Source organism: Stenotrophomonas sp. SPM, assembly GCF_003105135.1.
Classification (GTDB): domain Bacteria; phylum Pseudomonadota; class Gammaproteobacteria; order Xanthomonadales; family Xanthomonadaceae; genus Stenotrophomonas.
Genome location: NZ_QETL01000003.1, coordinates 36,084 through 47,785 on the forward strand (window position 1 = coordinate 36,084; position 11,702 = coordinate 47,785).

The window sequence follows — 11,702 nt, forward strand, 5'->3', positions numbered from 1 at the left end:
CTCAGCGCACCTTCAGGGTGGCAAGGCCGATCAGCACGAGCACGACCGAGATGATCCAGAAGCGCACGATCACGCGCGGCTCCGGCCAGCCCTTCAGCTCGAAGTGGTGGTGGATCGGCGCCATGCGGAACACGCGCTTGCCGGTCAGCTTGAACGAGGCCACCTGGATCATCACCGACAGCGTTTCGATGACGAACACGCCGCCCATGATCACCAGCACCAGCTCCTGGCGGGTGATGACCGCGATCGTGCCCAGCACCGCGCCCAGCGCCAGTGCGCCGATGTCGCCCATGAAGACCATGGCGGGGTAGGTGTTGAACCACAGGAAGCCGAGGCCCGCGCCGGCGATGGCTGCGCAGATGATGACCAGCTCACCGGCACCGGGTATCTGCGGGATCTGCAGATAGTTGGCGAACACCACGTTGCCCGAGGCGTACGCGAACACGCCCAGGCCGCAGGCCACCAGCACGGTGGGCATGATCGCCAGGCCGTCCAGGCCGTCGGTCAGGTTGACCGCGTTGGAGAAGCCGACGATCCAGAAGTAGGCGATGGCCACGAAGCTGATGCCGGCCAGCGGCAGCGCGATCGACTTGAACATCGGGATGTAGAAGGTCAGCGCGGCCGGCACGTCGGCGGTCTGCAGCAGGAAGATGCCTGCGGCCAGGCCGAAGATCGACTGCAGCAGGTACTTCCAGCGCGAGGCCAGGCCGTTCGGGTCGCGGCGCACGATCTTGATCCAGTCGTCGTACCAGCCGATGGCACCGAAGCACAGCATCACGGCCAGCACCAGCCACACGTAGCGGTTGCGCAGGTCGGCCCACATCAGCACCGACAGGGTGACGGTGAGCAGGATCAGCGAACCGCCCATGGTGGGCGTGCCGGCCTTGACGAAGTGGGTCTGCGGGCCGTCGGTACGGATCGGCTGGCCGCCCTTGAACTGGGCAAGACGGCGGATCACCGCCGGGCCCAGCCACAGCGACAGGAACAGCGCCGTCAACGCGGCAAGGATGGCGCGGAACGTCTGGTAGTTGAACAGCCCGAACAGGCTCTCCAACTGCTGCAACCATCGAGCCAGTTCATACAACATGCGGGGATTCCTCTCCTTGCGCCAGCAGCGCTTTGACAATCGTGTCCATGGCGCTGCCACGGGAACCCTTGACCAGGCAGCGCACGCCGGCGTGCAGCTCGTCCTTCAGCGCCTGCGACAGCGCGTCATGGGTGGCGAAATGACGGCCGCCTTCGCCGAAGGCGGTGGCAGCGGCGGCACTGAGCGGGCCCAGTGCGTACAGGCGCTTGAGGCCGGCGGCACGTGCGCGGATGCCGGCCTGCGCGTGCAGGGCTTCGGCGTCCGGGCCCAGCTCGCGCATGTCGCCCAGCACCAGCCAGCCCTCTTCCGGGGCGGCGGCCAGGGCATCGATGGCGGCGGCCAGCGAACCGGGGTTGGCGTTGTAGCTGTCGTCCACCAGCACCGCGCCATTGCGCAGCTGGTGGGCGATCTGGCGGCCCGGTACCGGCTGTGCCGCGGCCAGGCCCGAGGCCACCAGGGCCAGGTCGATGCCGGCGCCCAGCGCCAGGCTGGCCGCGGCCAGCGCGTTGCTGACGTTGTGCCGGCCCGGCAGGCCAAGCGCGATGCGGACCTCGCCCTGCGGCGCGACCAGGGTGAACTGGCTGCCCTGCGCACCGGCGCGGATGTCGCGCGCGGTGACATCGGCGCTGTGGTCCAGGCCGTAACGCAGTACCCGGCAACGTGCCGGGGTACCGACGAAATGCTGTTCGAACCAGCGGCCGTAGGCATCGTCGACATTGATGACGGCCACGCCATCGGCCGGCAGCGCGGCATAGATCGCGCCCTTGGTCACCGCCACGCCGAGCAGGCTGCCCATGCGTTCCAGGTGCGCCGGAGCGATGTTGTTGACCAGCGCATAACGCGGGCGGGCGATATCGGTCAGGTAGGCGATGTCGCCCGGCTTGCCGGCGCCCATCTCGTAGACGGCGTAGTCGGCATCTTCCGGGGCATCGATCACCGCCAGCGGCAGGCCGATCTCGTTGTTGCGGTTGCCCGGGTTGGCGTAGACCACCTTGTGTGCGTGCTCGGCCACCTGCTGCAGGATCGCCAGCAGCAGGCTCTTGACGCTGGTCTTGCCGTTGCTGCCGGTGATCGCGAACACCTCGGTGTCGCGGTCGCGCTGCATGCCGGCGGCAATCCTGGCCAGGGCCAGTTCGCTGTCGGCTACCAGCACCTGCGGCACGTCCAGTGGCAGCAGGCGCTCGACCAGCAGCGCGCTGGCACCGCGCGCCTGCGCATCGGCGGCGAAATCATGGCCGTCGAAACGCTCGCCGCGCAGGGCCACGTACAGGGTGCCGGCGCCCAGGCTGCGGGTGTCATTGCTGACCGCATCGATGGCCACGTCATCGCCGTGGATCTCGCCACCGGCCCAGTGCGCGATCAGCGAAAGCAGGGTGCGCTTCATGCGATGCCCTCCCCTGCCTGTGCTGCCAGCACACCGGCCTTGGCAGCCAGCGCGGCAGCCGACACTTCGGTGTCGTCGAAGTCGTGGCGCACGCCGTTGACCTCCTGGTAGGGCTCGTGGCCCTTGCCGGCGATCAGGATGATGTCGCCCGCACCGGCGCGCTTCACCGCCAGGCCGATCGCACGCGCGCGGCTGCGCTGCACGGTCACGTGTGCCAGGTCGCGCGGTGCTCCTTCGCGTCCTGCGACCGCCCCGCTCGGGCTTCCATGCCCAGCGAAGCCGGCGAGGATGTCGGCCACGATCACGTCGCCGTCTTCGCCGCGCGGGTTGTCGTCGGTGACGATGACCTGGTTGGCCAGGCGTTCGGCGATGGCGGCCATCTGCGGACGCTTGCCGGTATCGCGCTCGCCACCGCAGCCGAACACGCAGTACAGCGTGCCCTGCAGGTGGCCGTGCAGGCTTTCAAGGGCCTGTTCCAGCGCATCCGGGGTGTGTGCGTAGTCGACCACCACGGTGGGCAGGCCGTCTTCGCCACCGAGGCGGTTCATGCGCCCGCGGATCGGCTGCAGTGCCGACAGCACTCCGGCGATGCGCTCGATCGATTCGCCCAGTGCATGCAGGCTGCCGGCCACGGCCAGCAGGTTGTCCACGTTGAAGCGACCCAGCAGCGGCGACTGCACCGCAGCGCGCGCGCCGTCGATGACCAGTTCGAAACCGATGCCGCGGCCATCCAGCTGCAGGCCTTCGGCACGCACGCTGGCACCGGCGGCACCGCGCGAGCTCAGGCCGATGGCCTGCACGCTGGCCGGCAGGCCTGCGAACAGTTCACGACCGAAGGCATCATCGAGGTTCACCACTGCGGCCTTCAGGCCCGGGCGGTGGAACAGGCGTGCCTTGGCCGCGCCGTAGCTGGCCATGTCACCGTGGTAATCCAGGTGATCGCGGGTGAGGTTGGTGAACACCGCCACGTCGTAGTGCACGGCGTCCACGCGGCCCTGGTCCAGCGCGTGCGAGCTGACTTCCATCGCCACCGCACGTGCGCCGTCGTTGCGCAGCTGCGCCAGCAGCGCATGCATCTGCAGCACCAGCGGGGTGGTGAAGCCGGTCGGCTCGACCGCACCATAAAGTCCGGCGCCCAACGTGCCGATACTGCCACTGGGCGTACCGAGGAGGTGCCAGGCCTGGGCCAGCAGCTGCACGGTGGAGGTTTTGCCGTTGGTACCGGTCACGCCCACCATCGTCATCGCACGCGAGGGCGCACCATGGAACTGGTCGGCCATGGCGCCGAGGCGTGCGCGCAGGCCCGGCACGGCGATGGCATCGGCCGGCGCCGGCAGCTCGGCCGGGGCCGGCGGCTCGAACAGGATGGCGCTGGCACCGGCCGCGCGCGCCTGCTCGACAAAGCCCAGGCCATGCGCGCCGAAACCGGCAATGGCGACGAAGGCATTGCCGGGGCGCACGGCACGGCTGTCCAGCACCAGGCCGGTCAGAACGGGATCGTTGCCCGCCAGGGCAACGTCCGGAAGCAACTGCGAAAGCAACATCGAAGGACTCATTGCGTGCCTCCCGCGGGCGGGGCCGGCACATGGTTCTGCGCGCTGGGCAGCGCGGCGTCGAATTCGGCGGCGGCATCGGCCGGCAACGCGGCCTCGGCCGGCGGCGCCGGCAGGATGGAGGCCGAATGCCCCATCTTTCCGGACTGCTGGGCAGCCAGCCACGACTGCAGGTCGTCCAGCGGGACGTCCATCAGGCGCAGGGTGCCTTCCATCACGTTGTGGTACACCGGCGCCGACACCAGGCCGCCGTAGAACTTGCCGCCCTGCGGGTCGTTGATGACGATGACGGTGGCGAAGCGCGGGTTGGTGGCGGGCACCACGCCGGCGAACAGCGAGTTGTAGTGGCCACGCTCGTAACCGCCGGGGCCGGCCTTGCGCGCGGTACCGGTCTTGCCGGCCACGTGGTAGCCCAGCACGGCTGCCTGCTTGGCGCCGCCCTGCGTCACCACCGTCTCCATCATGGCCACGACTTCCTTGGCCACGTTCTCGTCGATGATCTGCTTGCCTTCGTTGCGCTGGCCCTTGACGAAGGTCGGGGCGATCAGCTTGCCGCCGTTGGCCAGCGCCGAGTACGCGGTGGCGATCTGCAGCGGCGTCACGTTCAGGCCGTAGCCGTAGGACATGGTGGTCTTGGTGGCGCCATCCCAGTTGCCGGGGCGGCGCACCACGCCACCGGATTCACCGGGGAAACCGCTGTGCGGCACCGAGCCGTAGCCGAAGCGGCGCACACCGTCGTAGAAGGTCTGGTCGGTCATCTTCGCAGCGATCTTGGCTGCGCCGATGTTCGAACTGCGGGTGATCACGCCGGTGACGTTGAGCACGCCGTTGTTGCGCGGCACGTCGCGGATGGTGAAGCGGGCCACCTGCATGTAGCCCGGGTTGGTATCGATGATGGTGTCCTTGGTCACCGCACCGGACTGCAGCGCGGTGGCGATGGTCAGCGGCTTCATCGTCGAACCCGGCTCGACCAGGTCGGTCACGGCGCGGTTGCGGCGCGTGTCCGGCACTGCACCATTCAGCGAATTCGGGTTGTAGGTCGGCAGGTTGACCATGGCGAGGATCTCGCCGGTGGCCACGTCCATGATCACCATCGAACCGCCGGCCGCCTTGTTGGCCACCAGCGCGTTGCGCAGTTCCTTGAAGGCCAGGTACTGGATACGGCGGTCGATGCTGAGGGTCAGGTCCTTGCCCGGCTCGGCGGCGCGCAGCAGGTCGCTCTCCACCGTTTCGCCCTTGCGGTTGCGGATCACCCGCTTGGCGCCGGCCTTGCCGCGCAGCCATTCGTCGAAGGCCAGCTCCAGCCCTTCCTGGCCGCGGTCATCGATGTTGGTGAAGCCCAGCACGTGCGCCATCGCCTCACCCTGCGGGTAGAAACGGCGGAACTCGCGCTGCGCGGCCACGCCCGGAATCTTCAGCGCGACCACTTTCTCCGCGTCGTCCGGATTGATCCGGCGACGCAGGTACATGAATTCCTTGTCCGACTTCTGCGACAGGCGGCTGCTCAGCTCGTCCACCGACATGCCGACCGCCTGGGCCAGCTCGGGGATGCGGTCCGGCGCACGCAGCAGGTCCTGCGGGTTCACCCAGATCGACGCGACCGGGGTCGACACCGCCAGCGGCTCGCCGTTGCGGTCGGTGATCATGCCGCGAGAGGTCTTGATCGGCAGCTCGCGCAGGTAACGTGCCTCACCCTGGCGCTGGTAGAAATCGCTGTTGATGATCTGCACGTAGGCCGCGCGACCGACCAGCGACACCGAGCACAGGCCGAGCGCCAGCGCGACCCAGCGCAGGCGCTGGCGCAGGTTGAAGGCGTTGCGCGGGCGGTTGCGGCCGGTCTTGCTCATGGGCGCACCACCACCACGTCGGCGGCTTCGGGGAACTTCATGCCCAGCTTCTCGCGGGCCACGCGGTCGACGCGGTTGGCTTCGGCCAGGGTGGCCTGTTCCAGCTGCAGGCGGCCGAACTCCAGGTTGATGTCATCACGCGTGCGCTCGGCACGCGACAGCTCGATGAACGTCTGCCGATGACGGTGACGCACGAACACGACGCCGATCGCCGAGGCCACGGTGCAGGCCAACAGGATGATCAGCAGCAGCCGGCTCATGCATCGGCCTCCCGCTTCTGTGCCACGCGCAGCACGGCGCTGCGGGCACGCGGGTTGGCGGCCAGTTCTTCGTCGGTGGCCTTGATGGCACCGCCGATCAGGTCCAGGGTCGGAACGAACGCCACGGCCTCGGGCAGGCGGCGGTTGGCCGGCGGCGCCTTGGCCAGGCGGTTCATGTACTGCTTGACGATGCGGTCTTCCAGCGAATGGAAGCTGATCACCGCCAGGCGACCGCCCGGCTTGAGCCGTTCCACGGCCGCATCGAGCCCGGCTTCCAGATCGGCCAGCTCGCGGTTGATGTGGATGCGGATGGCCTGGAAGCTGCGTGTGGCCGGGTGGATCTTGTCTTTTCCACGCGGCATCACCGAAGCGATCAGCTCCGCCAGTTCGCCAGTGCGGGTGAACGGCTGCTTCTCGCGGCGGGCGACGATGGCACGGGCGATGCGGCGGCTCTGCCGCTCTTCGCCGTAGGTCCACAGCACGTCGGCGATCTCGTGGTCTTCGACGCGGTTGATCCACTGCGCCGCGCTCTCGCCGCTGTCCGGGTCCATGCGCATGTCCAGCGGGCCGTCCTTGCCGAAGCTGAAACCACGCGCGGCCACGTCCAGCTGCGGCGAGGACACGCCGAGGTCGAACAGCACGCCATCCAGGCCTTCGGCCGTCGCATCCCACTGCAGCAGCTGGGCGAAGCTGCCACGGAAGATGGACACGCGCGGGTCCGGCGCGAAATCGCGCTCGGCCACAGCGATGGCTTCCGGATCCTTGTCCATGACCAGCAGGCGCCCCTCCGGGCCCAACTGGGTAAGCACCCCGCGTGCATGACCGCCACGACCGAACGTGCCATCCAGATAACGTCCGTTTTCGATCACCCTCAGGCCGTCAATGACCTGGGTGTACAGGACCGGCAGGTGCACCGCCGGCGACTGCGACACCGGAAGGTGACCGGTCTGCGCTTCTGGGCGCATCCGGGCACCCCGGCTCACAACTTCAGGTCGAGCAACCCATCACCCAGATCCTCGTCAGACAATGTCTGCTGGATCAGGGCACGATGCGCCTGCTCGCTCCACAATTCGAATTTGTCGCCCATACCGAGCAATACCGCCTTTTTTTCAATGCCCACCGCACCGCGGTGGCTGGCGGGAATGCTGATACGACCGTTGCCGTCGAGCTCGAGATGGGCGGCCGAACCGACCAGCTTCTGCTGCAACAGGCGCACGACGCGCTGGGTGTTGGGCTTGGACATCACGTCGTCGCGGACCCGCTCCCATTCCGACTCGGCATACAGCCACAGGCAGCCGGCTTCGAACGGGTTGTAGGTCAAAACAAGACGGTTGTTGCTGGCACGCGCGACGAGGTCGCGGTAGGCGGTGGGAACCGCCATGCGTCCTTTATCGTCAACTGTGATGGCCGTCTCGCCCTGGAACACGACGCGTGCACCTTTCCTTCGCCCGGTGAAACATTGAACCACGAAAACCCACAAAACACCCGGATTTCCCTCTGATGCCCACCTTAGCAGCGGCCCTAGGGTTGTCAACAACTTTTCAGCGGGGAAATCGCCAGCCACATCAATGGCTTGCAGCAATGTTTAGAGAATTGTTCAAGGCTTATCCACAAGTTGCTGATCCGTCTCAATTTTTGAGATTGAACAGAAGTTCAGGGGTGTGGAGACGGCGTGAAACATGGCCTGCGCATTCATCCAGAACGGGCTGAAAGCGGCGTCGGATTGCGCAGACCGGGCACAATGACGCCATGTGCCTGCTTGCTCTTGGCTGGTTACGTCACCCGCGCTGGCGACTGGTGATGACCGGCAACCGCGATGAGTTCCACGCCCGCCCGACGGCGGCCCTGGCCCCCTGGCAGGACGAGCCGTCCATCATCGGTGGGCGCGACCTGCGTTCGGGCGGTGGCTGGGCTGGCGCGGGGGCTGATGGGCGCATGGCCGTGGTCACCAACGTGCGTGATCCGCTCGCCGCTCAGGCCGGCCCTTCGCGCGGCGCGCTGGTGGCCGATTTCCTGCGCGGCCGCGAACCGGCCGCCGTGCACATCGACCGGCTGGCCGGCATCGCCGCCGCGTATGCCCCGTTCAACCTGTTGTTGGCCGATGGCGACAGCCTTGAGTACCTGGGCAACCATCCGGCCGAGCGCCAGACGCTGGGACCGGGCGTGCACGGCATGTCCAACGGCGCGCTGGACGCGCCTTGGCCGAAGACCCGCAGGCTGATGGCCGCGCTCTCGACCTGGCTGGACGCCGACGGGGTCGGATCTCTTTCGCAAAGCGAAAGGGCTCTGACCCCAGACCTGACCCCGCTGTGGAATGCCCTGGCCGACGAACACCGCCCCGCCGACGGCGACCTGCCCGACACCGGCATCGGCCTGGAACGCGAGCGTTGGCTGAGCCCGGCCTTCATCCGCGGCGATGATTACGGCACCCGCGCCAGCACCGTGCTGCTGATCGGCCACGATGGCCACGGTGAGATGTACGAGCGCCGGTTTGGTGCGCAGGGCGTGTTCCTGGGCGAAGGCCACGTCTCCTTCCAGGTAAATTCGGGCTTGCCCGACTGAAGCTCTCCGTAGAGTGGAACTTGCTCCACTGTCTGGTTCCGTCGAGCAAGCTCGACGCTACGCAGCAGCTTGTCGTGATCTGCACGCTCCTTGCCCCCCCCTCACATCCACATGGGGCCGGAACACCGCTTCGCCAGCGCTCAGAAGCGCTTACCACACTCACATCCCGCGCAACGACTGAGGGAATCGCGTCAGGTCCGCGAGGTGCGGATCGGGCCGTTCATTCCATATATCAGCTGTCCCGCCGCTACCCGTTCAGCATGCAGAGCGCCCTTGCCGGCGCCCCACCCCTCTGAATGAGCCGAACGCATGCACCGGACACTGATACTCACCCTTACCCACCTGCTGACCCTCGGCCTTGGCTTCGGCCTGGGCGTCTACTTCCTGCCCATCCTGACTGCACCCGATGACCCGCCGCACGAGCAGGTGCAGGCGGCCATGGCCGATGCGGCGTACAGCAGCATCTTCAAGCGCAATCTGAAAGGCAGCGACGCCTTGCACTGGGCCGAAGGCAAGGTGACTGTCAGCCGCAGCCAGATCGCGTTCGAGGGCAAGATTGCGCCCGGGCCGGACTACAAGGTGTATCTGACCAAGGAATTCGTGGAAACCGAAGCCGACTTCGAGCGCATCCGTGCCACGTCCATGCGCATTGGCGAAGTGAAGACTTTCAACCGCTTCCTGGTGGATGTGCCACCCACCGTGGATGTGGACGAGTTCACCACGGTCGTGGTGTGGTGCGAACGCTTCGCGCAGTTCATTTCCGCCGGCCAGTACCGCACGCCACGCTGAACGGGATGGGGTCGGAGCCCTTTCCCGCGGAAAGGGATCCGACCCCGCAGCCGTGGTCGGGCCACGTGCGGAGACGACGAGAGAGGAGGCGGAGCCGGCCGATAAGCCGGGTTCTGTCGTGGACAGTCATTCCTCTAGGCGTTACGTCGCCGCAACGCTCAAGCAACCTACCCGGATCCAACGCGGGCCGCGCCAATGGATCCCTATTTGGTCTTGCTCCAGGTGGGGTTTGCCGTGCCGGTCTGTTGCCAGACTCGCGGTGCGCTCTTACCGCACCATTTCACCCTTACCGGCCTTCCGAGGAAGACGTAGGCGGTATCTTTCTGTTGCACTTTCCGTCGGCTTGCGCCGCCCAGGCGTTACCTGGCACCTTGCCCTATGGAGCCCGGACTTTCCTCGGCACCCCCGAAAGGATGACGCGACTGTCTGGCCGGCTCCGCCAACGCGCATTCTAGCTTACGCGCGGCCATCCTGCCCGGTTGATCGCGGCGAACGGCGCGTCCGTTCATGCATGGCGCGGATCTACCGGCCCTACCCGCGCACCATCCCCCGCCCCACGGTCAATGTCGCCCCTGCGCAGGTCCCTCAGGATGGCTTACACAACTCCCGGCGAAGATCATCCACCAATCGCTTTCGGCTGCTGCGATCGTACTCGACAGGCGAAAATGGCATCGATGCGTGCGCGTAGTCGTCGATCACTGCCAGCAGCGCCTGCGTGTCGACACGTGCACTGAGAGGCGCCTGTTCATCACTGAGGAGTGCAACAAGTCGTTCCTGGAGCAGCTCCTTTCGGGCAATACCGGCACCAGTGGACGGATCTGCAATACACAGGCCGAAGGTGCCGTTGAAGAAGTGCGGGAGCAGCAGTTCAGCCTTTGCGTGCGCCCGGTCGGCATCCCCAAGTTCGCCCGCCAGGTAGTCCACGAGCTCCTGCAGGAGAACGGCCGCCACGGCCGCCCGCTCATCCCCAGGTGACGCGCTGTCGGCAATGCGCGTCCAGCGTGCGCAATCGGTACGGAAGTACTCGCCGGCAAGGTGTTCACTGATGGGAATGACGCCGAAAACCGCAGATCGGACGCGTCAGGGGCGCGTGGGCATCACGGGCGCCGATCCACGGACTTCGCTCACGTCAGAGGCCTCGGCGACCAGGTCACCGTGCCAACACGCTTCGGGAGCGGGAGTATCCGCACGTGCCGGACTGTTCTCAACCTCGCCCTGCAGGACGTCCGATGATGCCCAGGACTGCCGGGCTCGTGCGGTCAGGCGCGGATCGTTCGTCGATGTTGATTGCGACATCAGCGGGGATCCGTGCCTTTCCGCATGCCGCGCCGGGCGCTCGCCGGGCATGGCCCGGCGCTACCGGTCAGCTGCCGTACAACGCCTTGCGCGGGGCGCCGGTCAGCTCGGCGGCCAGCTTGGCGGCCGTGGACGGCGGCAGGTGCTCGCTCAGCTTGGCGTAGACGTGGCGGCCGTGCGCCAGCTGCGCCTCGGCATCATCGCCGGCGCCCTGCACCATCACCACGAACTCGCCCTTGCGCTGGTTCTCGTCGGCCTCGACCTTGGCCAGCAGGCCGGCCAGATCACCGTCCAGCACGGTCTCGAACAGCTTGGTCAGCTCGCGCGCCAGCACCGCCGGGCGCTCGGCGCCGAAGATCGCCGACATGTCCGCCAGCGATTCGACGATGCGGTGCGAGGATTCATAGAACACCATCGTCCGTACTTCGCCGGCCAGCGCCTGCAGGCGGTCGCGGCGGCCGCTGGCCTTGGCCGGCAGGAAACCCTCGAAACTGAAGCGGTCGCTGGGCAGGCCGGCCACGCTGAGCGCGGCGATGGCCGCGCAGGCGCCGGGGATGGGACTGACCTTGATGCCGGCCGAGCGCGCGGCGCGGACCAGGCGGAACCCGGGGTCGCTGACCAGCGGCGTGCCGGCATCGCTGACCAGGGCCAGCGACTCGCCGGCCTGCAGACGCGCCACCAGGCGCTGCGACAGGGCCTCTTCGTTGTGCTCGTGCAGGGCCACCAGCGGCTGCTGGATGCCGAAATGGGACAGCAGCTGGCCGCTGCGGCGGGTGTCTTCGGCACAGATGGCGGCCACCGAGCGCAGCACCTCCTGCGCGCGCGGGCTCAGATCGGCCAGGTTGCCGATCGGCGTGGCGACGACATACAGGGTTGGCACACTCATTTCAGCGGTACTCACGGGGCAAGGGTAGAATCCTAGCG

Annotated in this window: 11 protein-coding genes and 1 other RNA gene; 2 read left to right on the top strand and 10 right to left on the bottom strand. The window is 67.3% G+C overall.

All coding sequences use genetic code 11. From position 1 onward, the window contains the following. Position 1: 1 nt before the first annotated feature. From mraY to mraZ, 7 genes are read right to left on the bottom strand one after another with little or no spacing between them, the layout of a single operon-like run. Positions 2–1,087, bottom strand: coding sequence for a phospho-N-acetylmuramoyl-pentapeptide-transferase (gene mraY / locus DCO49_RS02025; protein ID WP_079220628.1), 1,086 nt, complete (start codon positions 1,085–1,087; stop codon positions 2–4). Next, positions 1,077–2,471 (bottom strand): UDP-N-acetylmuramoyl-tripeptide--D-alanyl-D-alanine ligase, encoded by a 1,395-nt coding sequence (gene murF / locus DCO49_RS02030; RefSeq protein ID WP_116862584.1) that lies wholly within the window; start codon positions 2,469–2,471, stop codon positions 1,077–1,079. The genes mraY and murF overlap by 11 nt, the downstream gene beginning before the upstream one ends. Next, a complete protein-coding gene (locus tag DCO49_RS02035) occupies positions 2,468–4,027 on the bottom strand; it encodes a UDP-N-acetylmuramoyl-L-alanyl-D-glutamate--2,6-diaminopimelate ligase (RefSeq protein WP_116862585.1) in 1,560 nt (519 codons plus the stop codon). The genes murF and DCO49_RS02035 overlap by 4 nt, the downstream gene beginning before the upstream one ends. Next, complete coding sequence (locus DCO49_RS02040; protein ID WP_108767747.1) at positions 4,024–5,871, bottom strand: penicillin-binding protein 2; 1,848 nt, start codon at positions 5,869–5,871, stop codon at positions 4,024–4,026. Before DCO49_RS02040 ends, DCO49_RS02035 begins: the two co-directional genes overlap by 4 nt. Then, positions 5,868–6,131 carry a cell division protein FtsL gene (ftsL, locus tag DCO49_RS02045; RefSeq protein WP_079220624.1) on the bottom strand — a complete coding sequence of 88 codons (264 nt, stop codon included), beginning with the start codon at positions 6,129–6,131 and terminating at the stop codon, positions 5,868–5,870. The genes DCO49_RS02040 and ftsL overlap by 4 nt, the downstream gene beginning before the upstream one ends. Further along, positions 6,128–7,096, bottom strand: a complete 969-nt coding sequence (gene rsmH / locus DCO49_RS02050) for a 16S rRNA (cytosine(1402)-N(4))-methyltransferase RsmH (RefSeq protein ID WP_116862586.1) — start codon at positions 7,094–7,096, stop codon at positions 6,128–6,130. Before rsmH ends, ftsL begins: the two co-directional genes overlap by 4 nt. Positions 7,097–7,110: 14 nt before the next feature. Continuing rightward, positions 7,111–7,557, bottom strand: coding sequence for a division/cell wall cluster transcriptional repressor MraZ (gene mraZ / locus DCO49_RS02055; protein WP_004143635.1), 447 nt, complete (start codon positions 7,555–7,557; stop codon positions 7,111–7,113). A 323-nt stretch (positions 7,558–7,880) separates the two neighbouring features. Between mraZ and DCO49_RS02060 the strand changes: the two genes are divergently transcribed. Further along, positions 7,881–8,693 carry an NRDE family protein gene (locus tag DCO49_RS02060; protein ID WP_116862587.1) on the top strand — a complete coding sequence of 271 codons (813 nt, stop codon included), beginning with the start codon at positions 7,881–7,883 and terminating at the stop codon, positions 8,691–8,693. Between the two features lie 309 nt (positions 8,694–9,002). Beyond that, a complete protein-coding gene (locus DCO49_RS02065) occupies positions 9,003–9,482 on the top strand; it encodes a DM13 domain-containing protein (RefSeq protein ID WP_116862588.1) in 480 nt (159 codons plus the stop codon). 86 nt (positions 9,483–9,568) lie between these two features. Here DCO49_RS02065 and rnpB read toward each other — a convergent pair. The 3 genes from rnpB to rsmI form a co-directional block, all read right to left on the bottom strand. Next, positions 9,569–9,920, bottom strand: an RNA gene (gene rnpB / locus DCO49_RS02070) — RNase P RNA component class A. Positions 9,921–10,067: 147 nt separating this feature from the next. Further along, entirely contained in the window at positions 10,068–10,406 is a 339-nt protein-coding gene (locus DCO49_RS20095; protein ID WP_133249378.1) for a DUF6058 family natural product biosynthesis protein, read from the bottom strand. Between the two features lie 439 nt (positions 10,407–10,845). Further along, positions 10,846–11,664, bottom strand: coding sequence for a 16S rRNA (cytidine(1402)-2'-O)-methyltransferase (rsmI, locus tag DCO49_RS02080; RefSeq protein ID WP_116862590.1), 819 nt, complete (start codon positions 11,662–11,664; stop codon positions 10,846–10,848). Positions 11,665–11,702 lie beyond the last annotated feature (38 nt).